This window comes from Leucobacter sp. gxy201 (genome assembly GCF_051043335.1).
In the GTDB taxonomy this organism is placed as follows: domain Bacteria; phylum Actinomycetota; class Actinomycetes; order Actinomycetales; family Microbacteriaceae; genus Leucobacter.
Genome location: NZ_JAMXWS010000003.1, coordinates 164,572 through 183,182, shown reverse-complemented (window position 1 = coordinate 183,182; position 18,611 = coordinate 164,572). Strand labels below are relative to the sequence as shown.

Annotated in this window: 21 protein-coding genes and 1 tRNA gene; 9 read left to right on the top strand and 13 right to left on the bottom strand. The window is 68.2% G+C overall.

Annotation, left to right across the window (positions count from 1 at the left end; translation table 11 throughout):
- The first annotated feature begins 35 nt into the window (after positions 1 to 35).
- Both NHL51_RS05950 and mmuM read left to right on the top strand, forming a co-directional pair.
- The gene (locus NHL51_RS05950) at positions 36 to 539 is read left to right on the top strand and encodes a hypothetical protein (RefSeq protein WP_434142438.1); all 504 of its coding nucleotides are present in this window, start codon (positions 36 to 38) and stop codon (positions 537 to 539) included.
- A gap of 121 nt (positions 540 to 660) precedes the next feature.
- Positions 661 to 1,566, top strand: coding sequence for a homocysteine S-methyltransferase (mmuM, locus tag NHL51_RS05945; protein WP_434142437.1), 906 nt, complete (start codon positions 661 to 663; stop codon positions 1,564 to 1,566).
- 17 nt (positions 1,567 to 1,583) lie between these two features.
- On the opposite strand, the gene NHL51_RS05940 is transcribed toward mmuM, so the two are convergent.
- Both NHL51_RS05940 and rpsO read right to left on the bottom strand, forming a co-directional pair.
- Positions 1,584 to 2,459, bottom strand: a complete 876-nt coding sequence (locus tag NHL51_RS05940) for an ABC transporter substrate-binding protein (protein WP_434142436.1) — start codon at positions 2,457 to 2,459, stop codon at positions 1,584 to 1,586.
- A gap of 178 nt (positions 2,460 to 2,637) precedes the next feature.
- Positions 2,638 to 2,907, bottom strand: coding sequence for a 30S ribosomal protein S15 (gene rpsO / locus NHL51_RS05935; RefSeq protein ID WP_434142435.1), 270 nt, complete (start codon positions 2,905 to 2,907; stop codon positions 2,638 to 2,640).
- A 251-nt stretch (positions 2,908 to 3,158) separates the two neighbouring features.
- Between rpsO and NHL51_RS05930 the strand changes: the two genes are divergently transcribed.
- Both NHL51_RS05930 and NHL51_RS05925 read left to right on the top strand, forming a co-directional pair.
- A complete protein-coding gene (locus NHL51_RS05930) occupies positions 3,159 to 4,370 on the top strand; it encodes an ammonium transporter (protein ID WP_434142434.1) in 1,212 nt (403 codons plus the stop codon).
- A 9-nt stretch (positions 4,371 to 4,379) separates the two neighbouring features.
- Positions 4,380 to 5,201, top strand: coding sequence for an inositol monophosphatase family protein (locus NHL51_RS05925; protein WP_434142433.1), 822 nt, complete (start codon positions 4,380 to 4,382; stop codon positions 5,199 to 5,201).
- Positions 5,202 to 5,280: 79 nt separating this feature from the next.
- Here the strand turns inward: NHL51_RS05925 and NHL51_RS05920 are convergent, their stop codons facing one another.
- Positions 5,281 to 6,210, bottom strand: coding sequence for an NAD-dependent epimerase/dehydratase family protein (locus NHL51_RS05920; RefSeq protein WP_434142432.1), 930 nt, complete (start codon positions 6,208 to 6,210; stop codon positions 5,281 to 5,283).
- A gap of 102 nt (positions 6,211 to 6,312) precedes the next feature.
- On the opposite strand from NHL51_RS05920, the gene NHL51_RS05915 reads away from it, so the two are divergent.
- Together NHL51_RS05915 and NHL51_RS05910 are read left to right on the top strand one after the other, a co-directional pair.
- Positions 6,313 to 6,954, top strand: coding sequence for a TetR/AcrR family transcriptional regulator (locus NHL51_RS05915; protein WP_434142431.1), 642 nt, complete (start codon positions 6,313 to 6,315; stop codon positions 6,952 to 6,954).
- Complete coding sequence (locus NHL51_RS05910; RefSeq protein WP_434142430.1) at positions 6,951 to 7,634, top strand: type 1 glutamine amidotransferase domain-containing protein; 684 nt, start codon at positions 6,951 to 6,953, stop codon at positions 7,632 to 7,634. Before NHL51_RS05915 ends, NHL51_RS05910 begins: the two co-directional genes overlap by 4 nt.
- A gap of 86 nt (positions 7,635 to 7,720) precedes the next feature.
- Here NHL51_RS05910 and NHL51_RS05905 read toward each other — a convergent pair whose 3' ends face one another.
- Together NHL51_RS05905 and NHL51_RS05900 are read right to left on the bottom strand one after the other, a co-directional pair.
- Positions 7,721 to 9,169 (bottom strand): NCS2 family permease, encoded by a 1,449-nt coding sequence (locus NHL51_RS05905; protein ID WP_434142772.1) that lies wholly within the window; start codon positions 9,167 to 9,169, stop codon positions 7,721 to 7,723.
- A gap of 330 nt (positions 9,170 to 9,499) precedes the next feature.
- The gene (locus NHL51_RS05900; RefSeq protein ID WP_434142429.1) at positions 9,500 to 9,871 is read right to left on the bottom strand and encodes an FKBP-type peptidyl-prolyl cis-trans isomerase; all 372 of its coding nucleotides are present in this window, start codon (positions 9,869 to 9,871) and stop codon (positions 9,500 to 9,502) included.
- Between the two features lie 110 nt (positions 9,872 to 9,981).
- Here NHL51_RS05900 and NHL51_RS05895 point away from each other — a divergent pair, with 110 nt between their 5' ends.
- The gene (locus NHL51_RS05895; protein ID WP_434142428.1) at positions 9,982 to 10,842 is read left to right on the top strand and encodes a fumarylacetoacetate hydrolase family protein; all 861 of its coding nucleotides are present in this window, start codon (positions 9,982 to 9,984) and stop codon (positions 10,840 to 10,842) included.
- Between the two features lie 44 nt (positions 10,843 to 10,886).
- On the opposite strand, the gene NHL51_RS05890 is transcribed toward NHL51_RS05895, so the two are convergent.
- From NHL51_RS05890 to NHL51_RS05865, 6 genes are all read right to left on the bottom strand, one after another.
- Positions 10,887 to 12,326 carry an MFS transporter gene (locus NHL51_RS05890; protein WP_434142770.1) on the bottom strand — a complete coding sequence of 480 codons (1,440 nt, stop codon included), beginning with the start codon at positions 12,324 to 12,326 and terminating at the stop codon, positions 10,887 to 10,889.
- Positions 12,327 to 12,383: 57 nt separating this feature from the next.
- Positions 12,384 to 13,256 (bottom strand): M48 family metalloprotease, encoded by an 873-nt coding sequence (locus NHL51_RS05885; protein WP_434142427.1) that lies wholly within the window; start codon positions 13,254 to 13,256, stop codon positions 12,384 to 12,386.
- A gap of 9 nt (positions 13,257 to 13,265) precedes the next feature.
- A complete protein-coding gene (locus NHL51_RS05880) occupies positions 13,266 to 13,835 on the bottom strand; it encodes a LemA family protein (protein WP_434142425.1) in 570 nt (189 codons plus the stop codon).
- 59 nt (positions 13,836 to 13,894) lie between these two features.
- On the bottom strand, positions 13,895 to 14,056 hold the full coding sequence (locus NHL51_RS05875) for a hypothetical protein (RefSeq protein WP_434142423.1): 162 nt from the start codon (positions 14,054 to 14,056) through the stop codon (positions 13,895 to 13,897).
- A complete protein-coding gene (locus tag NHL51_RS05870) occupies positions 14,053 to 14,316 on the bottom strand; it encodes a hypothetical protein (protein WP_434142422.1) in 264 nt (87 codons plus the stop codon). Before NHL51_RS05870 ends, NHL51_RS05875 begins: the two co-directional genes overlap by 4 nt.
- 93 nt (positions 14,317 to 14,409) lie before the next feature.
- Positions 14,410 to 14,835, bottom strand: a complete 426-nt coding sequence (locus tag NHL51_RS05865; RefSeq protein ID WP_434142421.1) for a protease inhibitor I42 family protein — start codon at positions 14,833 to 14,835, stop codon at positions 14,410 to 14,412.
- Positions 14,836 to 15,073: 238 nt separating this feature from the next.
- Here NHL51_RS05865 and NHL51_RS05860 point away from each other — a divergent pair, with 238 nt between their 5' ends.
- Both NHL51_RS05860 and NHL51_RS05855 read left to right on the top strand, forming a co-directional pair.
- Positions 15,074 to 17,212 (top strand): copper-translocating P-type ATPase, encoded by a 2,139-nt coding sequence (locus tag NHL51_RS05860; RefSeq protein WP_434142420.1) that lies wholly within the window; start codon positions 15,074 to 15,076, stop codon positions 17,210 to 17,212.
- A gap of 78 nt (positions 17,213 to 17,290) precedes the next feature.
- Positions 17,291 to 17,364, top strand: a tRNA-Leu gene (locus tag NHL51_RS05855).
- Between the two features lie 300 nt (positions 17,365 to 17,664).
- Here the strand turns inward: NHL51_RS05855 and NHL51_RS05850 are convergent.
- Both NHL51_RS05850 and NHL51_RS05845 read right to left on the bottom strand, forming a co-directional pair.
- Positions 17,665 to 18,039 (bottom strand): MarR family winged helix-turn-helix transcriptional regulator, encoded by a 375-nt coding sequence (locus tag NHL51_RS05850; RefSeq protein WP_434142419.1) that lies wholly within the window; start codon positions 18,037 to 18,039, stop codon positions 17,665 to 17,667.
- Positions 18,008 to 18,583, bottom strand: coding sequence for a transporter suffix domain-containing protein (locus tag NHL51_RS05845; RefSeq protein WP_434142418.1), 576 nt, complete (start codon positions 18,581 to 18,583; stop codon positions 18,008 to 18,010). The genes NHL51_RS05850 and NHL51_RS05845 overlap by 32 nt, the downstream gene beginning before the upstream one ends.
- Between the last annotated feature and the right edge of the window lie 28 nt (positions 18,584 to 18,611).

The window sequence follows — 18,611 nt, the reverse complement described above, 5'->3', positions numbered from 1 at the left end:
CCCCTGCCGTCTCCACCGAGGGCTATGCTGGGCCCATGAGCGCGCCGTACCCGCCCCAGGACCCGCAGCACCAGTTCCCGCAGCCACAGCCACAGCCACAGCCACAGCCACAGTATGAGCAGCAGCAGCCGCAGTACGCACAGCCGCAGTACTCGCAACCGCAGTACGATCAGTCGTACGCGCAGCCGCAGGTTGCGCCGTTGGTCGGGAACGCGGCGTCCGAGCGCGTGAACGTGCTCGGCGTCGTCGCGCTCAGCATCGCGGCCCTGCACTCCGCGCTCTCCGTCCTCACGCCGGCCTTCGTGTTCCGACTGTCCTTCGACCTCGACCTGGACAGTTCGGCCATCAGCCTGGTCCTCGGCGCCGTCAATCTCTTCTGGGTCCTCGTGGTCGGCGTGCTCGGCCTCTTCGGTCTGATGCGCAAGGACCAGCCGCGCTTGCGCTGGACGGCGATCGGCGCGGTCGTCTCGGCCGGGCTCGGTATCATCTCGTTCGTCTTCTCCCTGTTCAGCGGGCTGCTCGCGCCGCTCTTCTACTGATGCGCGAGCACATCCGAACATTCTGAACGCATGCGCAGCCTCCCTCCGCGATAGCCGCAGCACGCACGCCCCGCGACGCGCAGTGTCGGGCCGCAGCGCTCGGTTTCGCTACGCTGATTCCATGCCCACTCTGCTCGAAGCGATCGAAGCCGGCCCCGTCGTATTGGATGGCGGCCTCGGCACCCATCTGGAGGCGCGTGGAAACTCCGTCGCGTCGGCGCTCTGGTCGGCGAAGATCCTGCGCGACGACCCCGATGAGGTGCGCGCCGCGCATCGCGACTTCTTCGAGTCCGGTGCACGCATCGCGACTACATGCTCGTACCAGGTGAGCTACGAGGGGTTCGCTTCCGAGAGCCGTGACGAGGTGAACGCGCTGCTGCGCCGCAGCGTGCAGCTCGCGGGGCTCGCACGCGCCGATGCCGGCCTCTCCCCCGATGAGGCCTGGGTCGCCGCCTCCGTCGGCCCGTACGGGTCGAGCCCGGGGTGCGGCACCGAGTACGACGGCGACTACGGGTTGAGCGTCGCCGAGCTCCGCGCCTGGCACCGACCGCGCATCGATGCGCTTGCCGAGGCCGGCGCCGACGTACTGCTCTTCGAGACGGTACCGCTGCTCGACGAAGTCGAGGCGATCTGCGCCGAGATGGCCGGCACCGGCGTATCGAGCATGATCAGCGTCACCGTCGACTCCGCCGGGCTGCGAGCCGGGCGCTCCCTCGAGGAGTTCGCCGCGCTCGCCGAGGGCGTCGACGAGATCTCCGCGATCGGCGTGAACTGCTCGGCGCTCCCCGACGCGGACGCCGCGCTCCGTGCACTCGCCGGCGCCTCCGCGAAGCCGCTGCTCGTCTACCCGAACACCGGCGAGGTCTGGAACCCGGAGACCCGCAGCTGGTCGGGTTCGGCGGAGCGCATCGACGACTACGTCGATGCCTGGCTGTCGCGCGGCGTCGCGCTCATCGGCGGCTGCTGCCGGGTGACGACGACCGATATCGCGCGTCTGGCCGAGCGTGTGGCGGCAGCCGCGCGCTGATCCCTGCCGCTGCCCGCTTACTCGGTGCCGGCGTTGATCGTGGCCTCGGTGATCGCGCCGAGCTCGGAGTGGCCCGACTGCAGGATCTGCAGATAGGTGCCGTTGTCGATGAGCGTCTGCAGCGCACCGCGCACGTGCTCGGAGAGCTCGCTGTTCTTCACGATGGGGAAGCCGTAGGGCATCGTGTCGAAGAGGTCGCCCACGACCTCGAGGTCGCCGTCGAGCTGTGCGACCGCATCGAGGGTGACGGGCGAATCCGCTGAGAAGGCGTCTGCCTTGCCGACGACGACCGCATTCGTGACCTCGGGCTGACCGGTGAACGGCATGATCTCGATCGGCGCTTTGCCGTCGGCCTCGCACTGCGCGCTTCGCTCGGGCAGTTCGACGAGATGCTGGGTGCCGGCCGTCATGACGGCGACGGTGAGACCGCACGCGCTATCGGGGTCCACGCCGCTTCCCGGCTTCGCCGCCCACAACGAGCCCGCGTTGTAGTAGTTGACGAAGTCGACGACTTCCTGCCGTTCGACGGTGTCGCCGAATGATCCGACGCCCATGTCGATGCTCCCCGTCTCGAGGCGCGGCAGGATCCCGTCGAACTGCAGGATCTCCCATTCGACGTCGAGTCCCAGCTCGTCGGCGATCGCCGAGACCAGGTCGACAGCCCAACCGGTCGGCGTACCGTCGTCGGTCTTGAATTCGTTCGGCGGGTAATCGACGATGGTGCCCACGTGCAGCGTGCCCGACGCCTCGATCTCTTCCCAAGAACGTGCGACCGTGGCACTGGGTGCATCGGTCTGACTCGTCGAGGATGCGCCCGCGTCGTCGTTGACGCAACCGGTCAGCAGTACGGCGGCCGCGACCAGGAGCGCGGGGGTGAGATGACGGAGCTTCATGAGAGCCTTTCTGAAGGAAACGCTCAATTCTCGCGCGGTCGGCACCGTCTACTCGATTCGGGTTACGTCGTGTAACGCCCGGTGGGCTCGAACGGGCCGGGCACGGCTCCGGAAACAGGAAACGCCCCCGATCCGAAAGCGGATCGAGGGCGTTTCGCAGTAAGCCGAATGGCTTCGCTCAGCGGCGAAGGCCCAGGCGCTCGATGAGCGAGCGGTACCGGTTGATGTCGACGTTCTGGAGGTAGCCCAGCAGACGACGACGCTGGCCGACGAGCAGCAGCAGGCCGCGGCGCGAGTGGTGGTCGTGCTTGTGCGACTTGAGGTGCTCCGTCAGGTCCTTGATGCGCTGCGAGAGCATCGCGATCTGGACCTCAGGGGAACCGGTGTCACCGGGCTTGGTCGCGTACTCATCGATGATCGCCTTCTTGGCTTCTGCACTCAGTGCCATAGGGATCCCCTTTCCTCTTGCTGCGCGGCGCCTTCAGCCGAATGCTGGGGCTCTCTTGATCCGCGGCCGTTCTGACGGCAACCTGAACAGCTTAGCACCTCCCCGCGAAAGTTCGAAGCCCATACCCTGAGACCCATCCCGAAACGCACCGGCGACGGGCCGGAAACCGTTCGGCGACCGTCGCGAAACATAGCCGGCCGACACTGGAGCGACGACCCGCAGCACGGGTCCCCGACGGAGAGGAAGACGCCATGGATCTCACCCCGCAGGACGTATGGACGCTGACGAGCACGGCCCTCGTGCTCGTCATGACCCCGGGGCTCGCCCTCTTCTACGGCGGGCTGGTGCGGGTGCGCTCGGTCGTCAACATGATGCTCTTCAGCGTGAGCGCGATGGGCGTCGTCGGCGTGCTCTGGGTGCTGTTCGGGTACAGCATGAACAGCTTCGCTCCGGGAGCGACCGGTTTCGCGGGCGACCCGTTTGCGGACTTCGGTCTGCTGAGCACTCCCCCGGACGAGTTCATCGGCGTCGGGTTCGGCGCGGTGTTCGCGATGATCTCGACGGCGCTCATCTCGGGTGCGATCGCGGATCGCGTCGGGCTCGGTTCGTGGGTGCTCTTCGCGGGCGTGTGGGCATCTCTGGTCTACTTTCCGGTCGCCGCATGGGTATGGGGCGGCGGCTGGATCGAGCACCTGGGCAGCGCGCTCGGCATGCCCGATGCCATCGACCTCGCCGGCGGCACCGTCATTCACGTCAATGCCGGCGCTGCGGCTCTCGCCCTGGCCATCGTCGTAGGCAAGCGCATCGGATTCGCTCGCGGATCGCACCGGCCGCACAGCATCCCGCTCGTCACGATCGGCGCCGCCCTGCTCTGGTTCGGTTGGATCGGATTCAACTCGGGGCTGGCCTCGGGCGCCGGCGAGGCCGGCCTGATCCTCGTGAACACGCTCGCCTCACCGTCCGCCGGCATCATCGGCTGGATCTTCGTCGACGCGCTGCGCGGCAAGAAGCCGGGAGTGACCGGCGCCGCTTCGGGCGCAGTGGCGGGCCTCGTCGCGATCACCCCCGCCGCGGCGGATCTGTCGCCGCTATGGGCGCTGCTGCTCGGCCTCATCGCCGGAAGCGCCTGCGCCTGCGCCATCGAGTGGAAGTACCGTCTCGGATACGACGATTCACTGGACGTGGTGGGCCTGCACCTGGTCGCGGGCGTCATCGGTTCGCTTTATCTCGGCTTCTTCGCATTCGATGACGGGCTCTTCACCGGCGGCGACCTCGGCCTGCTGGTCGTGCAGGCGATCTCGGTGACCGCGGTAGCGGCGTACTCGTTCGTCGCCTCCCTGCTCATCGCGCTCGGAGTCAAGCGCCTCACGGGTCTGCGGGTTCCGCCGGAGGTCGAGGAGCAGGGCATCGACTCCGGAGCGCACGGCGAGGAGGCATACGCCTACGAACTCCCCGGGCGTTAAGGTCGAGGCATGGACCAGTACGTCGCGTCGCCCGAAGCCCTCACGCGCATCGCCGCCCGCATCGCTCTCGCGGCCGGCGACCGCATCTACGAGCTGCGTCGTCGGGGTGTCGCCGTCGCCGCGTTGAAGTCGAGCGCCGTCGACATGGTGACGGAAGCCGATCAGGAGGCCGAGCGCATGATCGTCTCGGCGCTGCTCGCCGAACGCCCCGACGACGGCGTGCTCGGCGAGGAGGGGTCGAACACCGAAGGCACGAGCGGCATCACCTGGATCATCGACCCGATCGACGGCACGACGAACTACTTCTACGACATCCCGGCCTACGCCGTCAGCATCGCGGCGACGGTCGCCGACCCCGAGTGGTCGAACGAGCGCTTCCGCACCATCGCGGGCGCCGTGTACAACCCGAGCACCCGCGAGCTCTTCGAAGCATGGGAGGGCGGCGGTGCGCGACTGAACGGCGATGCGATCGCACCGTCGGGCACGGCGGACCCGGCGGTCTCGCTCGTCGGCACCGGCTTCGGCTACACCGTCGAGCGCAAGGTCGAGCAGCTCGAGATGGTGCAGCGGCTGCTGCCGAGGGTCAGGGATCTGCGACGCATCGGCTCGGCGGCCTACGATCTGTGCCTCGTCGCCTGCGGACGGCTCGACGCCTACTACGAGCGCGGACTGAACGCATGGGATTACGCCGCTGGCATGCTCATCGCGAAGGAGGCGGGGGCCGCGGTCATCGGACGGGATCCCCTCACTCCGCCGGGCACCGAGATGCTCTATGCGGCGAGCCCGGGGCTCGCAGAGAACCTCCGCGCGATCGCGACCGGCACGGAGTAGTACCGGCACGGAGAAGTAGCGACGCAGTGGAGTAGCGGCACCGTGGAGCAGAGACTCGGTGCATCCGGGGACGGGCCTCTCACCGCTCCAGTTCGCTGCGGATCATCGCAAGCCCTTCGCGGATCGGCGTCGCGGCGAAATCCGGGAACCGCGTTCGGAATTTCGTCGCATCGAAGACGTTGTCGTGCGCGTATCTCGGCAGCAGCTCCCGGATCTCGCGCGCCTGCGGCGAGAAGAGACCGGCCGCGCGGAGCACTCGCTTCGGGATCACCGTGTACTTCTCATCAGACCCGAGCTCTCGGTCCGCCATCGCGACGAACTGCCGGTAGGTGGGCCGGCTCTCGTCGACCGGCAGGTGCCAGGTCTGCCCGTAGGCATCTGGCGCATTGCCCAGGGCCGCCAGACCGCGGCTCGCATCGGGCGTCCATATCAGGCTGCGTCGGCGATCGTCGCGCACCGGCACCAGGGGCTTCTTGCCGGCCTTCAACCGGTCGATGACGAGCGAGTTGGTGAATCCCTGCGTGCGCCCGGGCCCGTAGAATTCGGGGGCACGTGCGATGAGCACAGGGATCTCGCCCCGCTCCATCTCTTCGAGCACCATGCTCGCCATCCGGGCACGGACCCTGCCTTTGCGACCGACCGGTTCGAACGGGGTTTCTTCGGTCTGCACGCGATCATCCTGCGGATACATGTAGGTGTTGTCGAAGTAGGCGAACCTGGCGCCGGCATCCCGGGCGGCGTCGAGCGCATGCCTCAGCATGGTCGGGAACTGCTCCTCCCACAGCTCCGTACGCGCGGGAAGCCCTGCGGTGAAGTAGACGACTTCGCTGCCGTCGACGGCTGCTCGGGTCTGCTGGGCGTCGAGGAGATCGGCCCGCATCACTGTGTCCGTGTCGTTCACCGGTCTCGGATTGCGGCTCACGAGGCGCAGTGCTCCGCCATGCGCACGGTCGAGCTCGCGCGCCAGTTCGATCGCGATCTGTCCGCTCGCCCCCAGAATGGTCTGCATTTTCGGTCTCGTCCTCTCCTACCGCTCGGTCGTGCTGGACATCAAGCCGATCACGAAGTATGTTTGCAGTGCTTACATCGAGGATACGAGGAGAAGTGAGCAGTGTCAACATCACCACGGGGATACCACCACGGCGACCTGCGGGCCGCACTCGTCACCAGCGCTGCAGCACTGCTGGAGACCGATGGGATGTACTCGATGCGCGCCGTCGCGCGCCATGCCGGAGTATCGGCGACCGCACCGTATCGGCACTTCGCCGACCGTGACGCGTTGGACTCCGCCCTCGCCGTCGAAGGGTTCCGCGACCTCGGCGAGTCGCTCGCCGACGCCATCGGCGCATCAGCGACCCCGTCGGATGCCGCGCAGGTGCTCGCGGAGCTGGGAGTCGTCTACGTCGGTTTCGCCCTACGAAGGCCTGCGATGTTCCGCCTGATGTTCGGCAACCCCTGCGACGACGAGAACGACGAGCGGGTGCGCGCCGCGCAGGCGCTGCGCACGACACTCGGCGATGCCCTCGCCCGGCTCCTACCGGATCGGACATCCCCCGAGCTCGCCACTGCGCTGTGGGGCCTCGCGCACGGGCTCGCATTCCTCCACCTCGACGGCAAGTACCGCCCCGCGCCCGCCGATGCAGTCGCCGACCGTGTCCGTGCCGCCATCACCGCGATCCTGCCCGAAGGCCGCCCGGCTTCCCCTGCACCGGCGCCGACGGGTCGTCTGACCGAGATCGGACCCCGCCCATGAGCACGAAGATCCTGCACGTCGTCACGAACGTCTCCCACTACGACGACCCGGCCCGTCCGACCGGCCTGTGGTTGTCCGAGCTCGCGCACGCCTGGAAGGTGTTCGCGGCGCACGGGTTCGAACAGGCCATCGTCAGCCCGATGGGCGGCGCGTCCCCGCTCGAGCCGCGATCGCTGAAGTTCCCCAACTACGACAGGACGGCCCGAGCCTGGCACGACGACCCCGAACGGATGACACTGCTCGAGACCACCCTCAGCCCGGAAGAGGTCGACCCGGCCGAGTACGACGCCGTCTTCTTCACCGGCGGCCATGCCGTCATGTACGACTTCCCCGACAGCGCCGGCCTGCAGCGCATCGCTCGCGAGATCTGGGAGCACGGCGGCATCGTCGCCTCCGTCTGCCACGGGTACTGCGGCCTGCTCAACACCCGGCTGTCCGACGGCTCGCTGCTCGTCGCCGGCCGGAAGGTCACCGGTTTCGCCTGGCAGGAGGAGGTGCTCGCCCGCGTCGACGAGCTCGTCCCCTACAACGCCGAGAATGAGATGGAGCAGCGCGGCGCGCACTACGAGAAGGCGAGGCTCCCCTTCGTCCCCTACACCGTGACCGACGGCAGGCTGGTCACCGGCCAGAACCCGGGCTCGGCGAAAAAGACCGCCAGGAAGGTCGTCGAACTGCTGTAGGAGCGCGCCCGGAGATGCGCCGCTCGCGCGTTGCCGTCGGTCTGACTCCCACGGCGCCTCCGGAGCGGCGCCGTGGGAGTCGGGCGCTACACTCCGAGGAGCGCCTCGATCGGGCCGCGCGCGAAGAACACGACGAACCCGGCCGAGACGATCCACAGCAGCCAGTGCACCTGCTTCGCCTTGCCGCTGAACGCGTGGAGCATGACCCAGGCGATGAAGCCCGCGCCGATGCCGTTCGCGATCGAGTAGGTCATCGGCATGACGCTGACCGTGAGGAACACCGGCAGCAGCACGCGGAAGTCGGTGAGGTCGATGTGCTTGATCTGCGCCATCATGAGCGCACCGACGATGACGAGCGCCGCAGCGGCGACTTCGGTCGGCACGACCTGCGTCAGCGGGGTGAAGAACATCGCGATCAGGAACACCCCACCGGTGATGAGGTTCGCGAAACCGGTGCGGGCGCCCTCGCCGATGCCGGCGCCCGACTCGATGAAGACCGTGTTCGACGACGCCGAGGTGTAGCCGCCGGCGACCGCGCCGACGCCCTCGACGATGAGGGCCGACTTGATGTTCGGGAAGTTGCCGTGCTGGTCGGAAAGGCCGGCCTCGCGCGACAGACCCGTCATGGTGCCCATCGCGTCGAAGAAGTTCGTGAACAGCAGCGTGAAGACGAGCATGACGACGGTCACGAAACCGACGCGGCCGAAGTCGAAGCTCACGGCGCCGATGAGGCTCAGGTCGGGCGTGCTGAAGGGCGAGCCGTTCAGCGTCGGCACGGTGAGGCCCCACCCGCCCGGGTTGTCGACGGCGAGGCCGAGCTTCCAGATCGACTCGACGACGACCGCGATGACGGTGCCCGAGACGAGACCGATGAGCAGGCCGCCCTTCACCTTCGCGGCGACGAGGATGCCGGTCAGGATGAGGGTGATGACGAAGATCAGCGTCGGAATAGTGACGACGGAGCCGCCGATGCCGAGGCCGACGGGCGGCGACGACTGCTTCGTCGCGGTGACGAAGCCCGAGTTCACGAAGCCGATGAACGCGATGAAGAGGCCGATGCCGACGGTGATCGCGAGCTTCAGCTGCACGGGAACGGCATCGAAGATCATGCGCCGCAGGCCGGTCGCCGACAGCAGCACGATCAGCGCACCGTTGATCATGACGATGGCCATCGCCTCGGGCCAGGTCACCTGGCCCACGACCGAGAACGCGAGGAACGCGTTGATGCCGAGGCCGGCGGCGAAACCGAACGGCAGCTTCGACACGACGCCGAAGAGGATGGTCATCACGCCCGCGGTCAGCGCGGTGACCGCGCTCACCGCACCGAAGTCGAGGGTGACGCCCGCGACATCTGCACTGCTCGTGAGGATGATCGGGTTCAGGATCACGATGTAGGCCATCGTGACGAAGGTGACGAGACCGCCGCGGATCTCCGCCGCGAAGCTGGAGCCGCGCTCCGTGATCTTGAAGTAGCGGTCGACCGCACCCGCCCGCTTCGCCGGCGGGCCGGAGGCTCCTGTTTCGCTATCCGCCACTACCGCGCCAGGTGCCTCGGCCACTATATTCCACCCCTCAGGTTTTGTTGCAAAACATGAAGAACGTTATCACGCCCGCAGGCGCACGAAGACCCGCCCGGCGAACCCGGACGGGCCTTCGCAGAGGCAGCTCCTGAGCCCCTGGGCGACGAAGCTGCGCTTCGACCTCCCACGACCGAGCCCGAGACGGGCTCGGCGCCAGCTTGCAGAGGCGAGAAATCGCCTCTGCTGATCAGCCACTGGAAGACGAAGCTGCGCTTCGACCTCCGACGACCGAGCCCGAGACGGGCTCGGCGCCAGCTTGCAGAGGCGAGAAATCGCCTCTGCTGATCAGCTGGCGCCCAGCAGGTCGATGACGAAGATGAGGGTGCGGCCCGAGAGAGGGTGCCCGCCCGAGGTGCCGTAGGCCTGAGCCGGCGGCACGATGAGCTTGCGGCGGCCGCCGACCTTCATGCCCGGGATGCCGGTCTGCCAGCCCTGGATCAGGGAGCGCAGCGGGAAGTTGATCGATTGGCCGCGGCTCCACGACGAATCGAACTCCTCGCCCGACTCGTAGTCGACGCCGAGGTAGTGCACATCGACGGTCGAGCTCGCGACGGCTTCCTCGCCCGTACCGACGACGATGTCCTCGATCACGAGCTCGGCGGGAGCCGGGCCCTCGTGGAACTCGATCTCGGGCTTGGTGCTGGTTGATTCACTCATGCGTTCCATCCTGACCGAGTTTGGCGCTCGCCGTCTATCCGTTCGCTCTCAGGGAACTCGTCGATCATGCGCGTTCCCGCCCGCGGGCCGGGGTCGGCTACCCTTGAGGTGTGAGATTCGCGCACTTGAACATCGCCCCCGATTCGCCTGCTCTGCTCGTCGCCGTACGAGGCGACCGCTACTTCACGATGTCCGAGCTCGGCGCAGAGTTCTCCACGCTGCAAGAGCTGATCGAGGCCGGCCCCGAGGCCCTCGCCACCGTCCGCACGGCGTACGAAGCGCAGCCCGATTCCGCGGGCTCGGCGCTCGAGGGCGCGAGTTACGGCCCGGCGGTCACCGGACCCCCGATCGTGCTCGCCGTCGGCCTGAACTACAGCGAGCACGCGAGCGAGCTGAATCTCGACAACGACTCCGGCCCCGTGCTCTTCTCCCTCTTCCCGAACTCGCTGGCGGGCCACGACGGCGAGGTCACGATCCCGCTGCACCTCAGCGAAGAGGTCGACTACGAGGGCGAGCTCGGCGTGATCATCGGCAAGGCGGCGAAGGACGTGCCGGTCGAAGAGGCACTCGACTACGTCTTCGGGTACACCGCGATCAACGACATCACCGCGCGCAACATCCAGTTCCAGGAGCCGCAGTGGTCGCGCTGCAAGTCGTTCGACGGCTTCACACCCATCGGCCCCGTCGTGGTTACGAGCGACGAGATCCCCGATCCGCAGGCGCTGCGCCTCACGACCGATGTCGGCCGGCTGCGTGTGCAGGATTCGACGACCGGCAACATGATCCGCCCGGTCGCACAGCTGATCGCCGCGCTGTCGCAGTCGTTGACGCTGCTGCCCGGCACGGTCATCTCGACCGGATCGCCCGGCGGCGCGGGCCGGTCGCGCAAGCCGCCGCTCTATCTCATGCCCGGTATGGACGTCACGGTGACCATCGAGGGCATCGGCTCGCTCAGCACGCACTGCGTCTAGAACAGGGCCGGTCGCGCTTCGATGCCCCGGCTCGGCGACCGAGTCTAGTCCCGCGTTCCGCCGGTGCCGACGGGTCCGGTGTCGACATCGTTCAGGTCGATCGTGCCGGTCGCGGTGATCGCCCCCTCCTGCGGCGCGGAATCGCCGAGGCCGCTCGACGCGGGGGCGCGGCGCAGCACCGAGATCGGCGCGGTGAGCGTCTCGGACTGCAGAGACGGGTCGTCGTCGATGCCCGGCCGGCCGGCGTGGGTGACCCCGAGCCGCAGGCCCCCGCGGCGATGGAATCTCAGCTGCCGTTCGGTGATGAGCCACCCCACGCCGATGCAGAAGGTGATGAGTCCCGCCGCGCCGCTGATCACGAGCGTCGAGCGCGCCCCGAGCGCGTCGGCCGCGGCGCCGACGAGCGGGGCACCGATCGGCGTGCCTCCCTGCAGCACGGCGAAGTAGAGCGCGAGCACGCGCCCGCGCACCACCGGGTCGGCGGTCGTCTGCACGAACCCGTTCGCGGTCGTCAGCATCGTCGAGACTGCGAAGCCGAAGAAGATCAGGGTCGCCGCGAACGTCCAGAACGTGGGCATGAACGCGGCGAGCAGACTCACGGCGCCGAGCGCGCCGACCGAGAGGATCACCACGCGCATGCGCGCATCCGTGCGCCGCGCGGCGAGCAGCGCCCCTGCGAGCGATCCGATCGCGAGCACCGACGAGAGCAGCCCGTAGTCGCTCGCGCCCCTCCCGAACTCGACCGCCATGGTCGACGAGATGACCGGGAAGTTCATGCTGAACGCGCCGACGATGAACACGATGATGAAGATCACGACCAGGTCGTGCCTGCGGCGCACGTAGCGGAACCCCGCCATCAGCTGCTGCGCCTGGGATTCCCGCCGCGCGCCGGGCAGCGGCCGCTCATGCACCGTGTCGATCAGCAGCAGCGCGCCGAGCACCGCGAGGAACGACGCGGCGTTGATCACGAACACCCAGCCCGACCCGACGGCCGCGATCAGGACGCCGGCGACCGCCGGCCCCACGAGGCGCGCCGAGTTGAACGACGCCGAGTTCAGCGCGACCGCGTTCGCCAGGTTGTCGGTGCCGACGAGATCGGACACGAAGGCCTGCCGCGAAGTCGTATCGAAGGAGTTCACGATGCCGAGGCCGAGCGCGAACGCGTAGAGGTGCCACAGTTCGGCGGATCCGGTGATGAGCAGCGCGCCGAGGCCTGCCGCGAGCAGCATCAGCAGGCTCTGCGTGACGAGCAGCACCCGGCGTCGGTCGAAGCGGTCGGCGACTGCCCCGCTGAACGGTACGAGCAGCAGCTGCGGGCCGAACTGCAGCGCCATCGTCGTGCCGACGGCCGCTGCGTTGTTGTCGGTCAGTTCGGTGAGCACCACCCAGCTCTGCGTCGTCGCCTGCATCCAGGCGCCGATGTTGGAGACGAGAGCGCCGCCGAACCAGATTCGGTAGTTGCGCTCCGACAGGGATCGAAACATCTTCGACACGACCGGACGGCCTCCTTCGGTTTCGACTGGCGGGCGTTCAACGCATGATTAGAACTTACCGCCCATGTCGAGCAGGCGGCGGATGCGCTCCGGGATGGGCGGGTGCGTCGCGAAGAGGCGCTGCACGACGCCCGGGCGCAGCGGGTCGGCGATCCACAGGTGCGCCATGCTCGACTGCTGCCGCTGCATCGGCTGCCCGTACTCCGAGAGCTTGTGGAGTGCGCTGGCGAGCGCCTCGGGGTGCCGCGTCGTCAGCGCACCGGTGGCATCGGCGAGGTATTCCCGCTGGCGCGAGACCGCGAGCTGCACCACGGTGGCGATGATCGGGGCGACGAGCATCGCCACGAGCCCGAACACCAGCACGACCGGATTGCCGTTGCTGTTGTTACGACCGAAGAACGCCATGCGCACGAGCACATCGGAGATCATGCCGACGGCGACGACGAGGCCGTACACGATCATGGAGACGCGGATGTCGTAGTTGCGCACGTGCCCGAGCTCGTGCGCCATGACGCCCTCGAGCTCGGCGTCCGTCATCATGTCGAGCAGTCCGGTCGTCGCCGCGACCATGGCGTGCTCGGGGTCGCGTCCGGTCGCGAAGGCGTTGGGCGCCGGGTCGTTCACGATGTACACCTCGGGCATCGGCGTGCCGGTCGTGATCGCGAGGTTCTCGACGATGCGGTACAGCCGCGGGTGCTCCGCCTCGGTGATGCGGCGAGCGCCGCTCATCGAGATCGCCTGCCGGCCGGCCATGAAGTACTGGAAGACGGCGAAGAGGATCGCGCCGGCGAGTACGGCGACGATGATCCCTGGAGATCGGCAGATCGATGCCGCGAGCCACCCGAGCCCGCCCACGATGCCGATGAACAGCAGGATGATCAGCGCGCTGTTGACCTTGTTGCGTCGGATTGCGCGATACACGGCGACCGCCTAGAACTGGATGCGCGGGGGCTCCGAGATCGACGCGACGTCGTCCACTTCGAAGAACTCGCGCTCGGTGAAGCCCATGCCGCGCGCGAAGATCGTGTTCGGGAAGACCTGGATCTTCGTGTTGTACTCGCGCACCCCGCCGTTGTAGAAGCGCCGCGCCGCCTGCACCTTGTTCTCGGTGTCGACGAGCTCGCTCTGCAGCTGCAGGAAGTTCTGGCTCGCCTGCAGCTGCGGGTAGGCCTCTGCGACCGCGAAGATGCTCTTCAGCGCGGACTGCATGTGGCCCTCGGCCGCAGATGCCTCAGCCGGCCCCTGAGCCGAGATCGTCTCGGCTCGCGCACGGGTGACCTCTTCGAAGACGCCGCGCTCGTGAGCCGCGTAGCCCTTCACCGTCTCGACGAGGCTCGGGATCAGATCGGCCCGGCGCTTCAGCTGCACGGTGATGTCGCTCCACGCCTCGTCGACGCGCACGCGCAGCGTGACGAGCGAGTTGTACGTGATCCAGACATAGCCGACCAGCAGTACGAGAACACCGATCGCGATGAGCGCGACAATCCATCCGGGAGACATGCCTGAATCATATCGACGCAGCCCCGGTAAACCCTGTGTTCGGGGCCGCGTCGATACCGCTACCGGTTACGCCCGGAGATGGTGCGCAGCAGCCACGCGATCACCGCGATGATGAGCAGCACGAGGCCCACCCAGAGCAGAAAGTTCACCGCCTTCACGAAGCCGCCGACGAGCGCCAGGATGATCGCGATGATGATGATCGCGATGAATATGCCGTTCATGATTCCTCCTCAAGCTTCAGGCCCACTCCGATCGCGAAGAATGTGGGCGCCCATTCGCCGAGGAAGAGGCCCCAGCGATCTGACTGCGGTCGGGCATCGCCCTTCCCGCGCGACAGCATCCACGCGAGGAACGAGACTCCGACCGAGATCAGTCCGAGGCTGTACGCGTGCGAGCTCCTCACGCCCCATCCGTTCAGCATCCGCATCGGATTCCACGCCGTCGCCGCGGCCGCCCTCTTCACGTGCTTCTGAGTGTCCATCCTGCGCCCCTTCCAGTTCGAGAACCTCCAGTCTCGAAGAGCGGCAGCGCCTGCCGATACCCCTTGCGCTCAGCGCTTCACGGGTATATGGCGCTATTCGACGACGACCTCGATGCGGGCCCGATCCTGGTCGGCTGCGTCTTCGGGCACCCCGCCGCGGAACCGGTACTCGAATTCGATGACCGTCGTGCCCGGTGCGATCGCCTCGAAGCGGTACACCATCTCGCTCGGCCCGCCGACGCTGTTCTTCGGCCCGATGTACTCCGACTCCATCTCGCCCGGAGACAGCACCATCGGGTCGGGCGCGGTCACGATCTCCCAGGAGTCGCCCACCGAGAAGTTGACCTCGCCGAAATCGACGACGAGCTCGCCGCCCGGGGCGACCGTCGCACTGCCCGCATGCGCGTCGACCACCGTCTCGGCCGGGCCGGCCGTGCACCCCGACACGGCGAGCACGATCAGAGCAGCTGCGGCTGCGGCTGCGGCGAGCGCGGTGGCGGCGAAGGCGCGGGTTCTCATGCGCCCACTCTAACGATCTGTTCTGCGAAGCGGGCGACTGCTGCGGTTCCACCCGCCGCTCCCCCGCCGTGCCGCTCGTCGCCCGGCGCGAATGGCGTCACGGGCGCATGCTGCGGCAAGCCGGAACAGCGACGCGAGAATGGTTCCCGCCCCACTGCCCCCGGAATACCCCATAGGGGTATATGGTTGGAGCTACTGATCGCCGATGACGCGGCGGCCGGAACGAGGATGCAGAGCGATGAACGAGCACAAGCACCACGAGCACCACGAGCACCACCATGGCAGCGATAGCCGACCGCACGGCGAACGTTCGACGGCACCGGTGACGGCGCACGAGCACTCGACCGGGCACGGCGGCATGCACGGCGACCACAGCGGGCACAGCGGGCACAGCGGGCATGGCGACCACGTCGCGCAGTTCCGTCGCCTGTTCTGGATCAACCTCGTCATCGCGATCCCTGTCGTCTCCCTCTCCCCCATGTTCGCGATGCTGCTGGGGTACTCGGTGCCCGGCTGGGCGACCTGGGTCGCGCCCGTGCTCGGCACGGTCATGTACGTGTGGGGCGGTCGCCCGTTCCTCACCGGAGCCTGGTCGGAGCTGCGAGGCCGGCGGCCCGGAATGATGCTGCTGATCGCGCTGGCGATCAGCGTCGCCTTCATCGCCTCCTGGGCGGCGACCCTCGGGCTCGTGCACCACGAGCTGGAGTTCTGGTGGGAGCTCGCACTGCTGATCGTCATCATGCTGCTCGGCCACTGGATCGAGATGCGCTCCCTCGCCCGCACCGCCTCGGCGCTCGACTCCCTCGCCGCGCTGCTGCCCGACGAAGCCGAGCGCATCGAGAGCGATGAGGTCGTCACCGTCTCTCCCGGTGCGCTCCGTGTCGGCGATATCGTCATCGTGCGCCCCGGCGGCGGCGTTCCGGCCGACGGCGAGATCGTGGACGGTCGCGCCGATATGGACGAGTCGATGCTCACGGGCGAATCGCGCCCCGTCTCCCGGGGAGTCGGCGACCCGGTCACCGCGGGCACCGTGGCGACCGACTCGGGTCTGCGCCTGCGCGTCACGGCCACCGGCGACGACACCGCTCTCGCCGGCATCAACCGCCTGGTCGAGACCGCTCAGAATTCGACCTCGCGTGCGCAGCGCGTCGCCGACCGTGCGGCCGCGCTGCTGTTCTGGTTCGCTCTCGGGGCCGCCCTGATCACCGCCGTCGTGTGGACCCTCTTCGGGCAGCCCGACGACGCCGTCGTGCGCACCATCACCGTACTGGTGATCGCCTGCCCGCACGCGCTCGGCCTGGCGATCCCCCTGGTCGTATCGATCGCCACGGAGCGCGCCGCCCGCGGAGGGGTGCTCGTGAAGGATCGCCTCGCGCTGGAGTCGATGCGCCGCGTCGACGCGGTGCTGTTCGATAAGACCGGCACGCTCACTCGGGGCGACCCGACCGTCATCGAGGTGGCCCCGGCCGGCGCTCTGGGGGCCAACGCGGTACTCGCGCTCGCGGCCTCCGCAGAAGCCGGCAGCGAGCACCCGCTCGCGCGGGCGATCGTCTCCGCCGCCGCGGCCCGGAGCCTGACGCTCGAACCCGCGACCGGGTTCGCTTCGTCGCCCGCGGTCGGTGTCACCGCGATGGTCGGCGGCCGCGAGATCCGCGTCGGCGGCCCGCATCTGCTCCACGAGGAGGGCCGGGCCGCGATCGACGCCGCCGCGCAGTGGGGCGAGGAGGGAGCCATCATCCTGCACGTGCTCCGCGACGGCGAGGTGATCGGCGGCCTGAAGCTGGCCGACGAGATCCGCCCCGAGTCGCGCGAGGCCGTCGATGCTCTGCACGAACTGGGCGTCGAGGTCGTCATGATCACCGGCGATGCCGACGCCGTGGCGCAGGAAGTCGCGAAGGAGCTCGGTATCGCCCGCGTGTTTTCCGGGGTACGTCCCGAGGACAAGTCCGCGAAGGTCGCCCGGCTGCAGCAGGAGGGCCGCATGGTCGCGATGGTCGGCGATGGAGTCAACGACGCTCCCGCGCTTGCGCAGGCCGACGTCGGCATCGCGATCGGAGCGGGCACGGACGTCGCGATCGCCTCGGCGGGTGTGATCCTCGCGAGCTCCGACCCGCGCTCGGTGCTCTCCGTCATCCAGCTCTCGCGCGCGGCGTATCGGAAGATGCGGCAGAACCTGTGGTGGGCCGCCGGTTACAACCTGCTCTCGGTGCCGCTCGCAGCAGGGATCCTGGCGCCGATCGGCTTCGTACTGCCGATGTCCGTCGGCGCGATCCTCATGTCGCTCTCGACCGTCGTGGTCGCGCTCAATGCGCAGCTGCTGCGCCGGCTCGATCTCGGCCCGGAGGCGAGCACTCGCGCCGTGCTGCGCACCCGGTAGCGCCCAGGGTCGGCGCATGGGCCGTCTCTTCTGGACCGTGCGATCGCATCGTGCGCGATGTGGGAGGATGGTCCCGCCGCCCCCATAGCCCAACTGGCAGAGGCAGCCGACTTAAAATCGGCACAGTCAGGGTTCGAATCCCTGTGGGGGCACCTCGCGTCTTGCAAAGCACCGCTTTGCTTGCGAGGTGGCCCCAGCCGCCACCGCAGCTGCCCACGGAGCGCAGCGAGGGGCAGGGCACCTCGCGTCTTGCAAAGCACCGCTTTGCCTGCGAGGTGGCCCCAGCCGCCACCGCGGCTGCCCACGGAGCGCAGCGAGGGGCAGGGCACCTCGCGTCTTGCAAAGCACCGCTTTGCCTGCGAGGTGGCCCCAGCCGCCACCGCAGCTGCCCACGCGCGGATCGCTCGGGAGGGAACGCGCCAGCGTTGCCCCGCGACCCGCGCCGGCGCAGGTCAGGGCGCGAAGGCCGACTTGAGCTTCTCGAGGGCCGCGACGATCTCCGCGAGGTCTCGGGCGGAGAGCTTCTCCGCGGCGGTGTCGGCGATGTACTGCTCATAGCGGTTCATGCTCTCGCGGTACTCCTCGCCGCGCACTCCCAGCTGGAGCACCTGCACCCGGCCATCCACGGCACTGCGCGTGCGGGTGATGTAGGCACCGTTCTCCAACGCGGTCAGATGCTGGCTGATCGCTCCCTTCGAGACCCCGAGGGCTTCGGCGAGCAGACGCGGCGTGAGCGACGAGTCGGCGGCGATGAGTTCGAGTACCGCGTGCTGTTGCCCGGTGAGCTCGAAATCCTCAGGCCGCGGCGCTTGCCCCTCGGTCGCCATCCAGAGCTCCACGATCAGCTGATTGATCTGCATCGCGTACGCGTGGGCTTCGGGCGATTGCTGTGGCATGGTCGTTCTCCGTGTGGTGTTCGAGAGCAGCTGCCGGTTCGACGATGTCACCGGCAGCCCTCTCCACCGTATCGCGGGACGCCCCGAATCCGCCCGCGGCCCGCGCCGGCTCATCGCGGTCGACGTCGGCCTCGACCTCGGTCTCGGTCTCGGTCTCGACCGAAGCCTCCGCGGCGAGGCGCCGTGCTGCTTCACGGGCGCGCTTCTTCTTCCCGAGCCCGAGCTTGGCCTTGATCGCCCGGTAGGCCTCCTTGCCCACGCAGGCGACTCCGAGCACGAAGATCGCTTCTGCGGCGGCCAGCACGCCTGCGATGACGCCGACTCTGGCCCCGACTGCGATCGGCAGGAAGGGCCCGATCGGGATGACGAGGTACAGGAACGGATAGAGAACGAGGAGCCCGATGCCGATCTTGAAGCGGAGCGGCTTCGGACTGCGCGGGCCGCCGTGCGCGGAGGTGATGGTGTGATGCGTCACACATCTAGTTTAGGCGCCTAAATTAATA